Raw genomic sequence first — 273 nt, 5'->3', positions numbered from 1 at the left:
CCGAGATGGCGGAGCGGACCGCCACCGGCGAACTGCCGGCCCATCCGGATCTGGGCCGATACGTCGCACGCATCGCGGGCCTGCACCAGATGTCGGCAGCCGTGGCAGGCGCGCTGGAACGTCATGAGCCGGCCGACACCGCCGCCGCGGTGGTCAAAGTCCTCGGTACGGCGACAGAAGGGGACATCGCGGACTTCGCCGACCTCCTCGGGACCGATGGCACATCCGCCGATTACGCGGAGATGATCGCCGATGCAGTCGCCGGACGTCCGG

Annotated in this window: 1 protein-coding gene; it reads left to right on the top strand. The window is 70.0% G+C overall.

Going from position 1 to position 273, the window contains the following annotated elements; translation table 11 throughout:
- Window positions 1–273: hypothetical protein (locus tag SB717_RS35770; RefSeq protein ID WP_410907711.1), on the top strand; the 273-nt coding region annotated here is incomplete at both ends.

Origin of the sequence: Priestia sp. SIMBA_032 (assembly GCF_046535215.1) — a bacterium.
In the GTDB taxonomy this organism is placed as follows: domain Bacteria; phylum Bacillota; class Bacilli; order Bacillales; family Bacillaceae_H; genus Priestia; species Priestia aryabhattai.
Note: the sequence above shows the minus strand (reverse complement) of the source record. Positions and strands in the feature narration are given on the sequence as shown.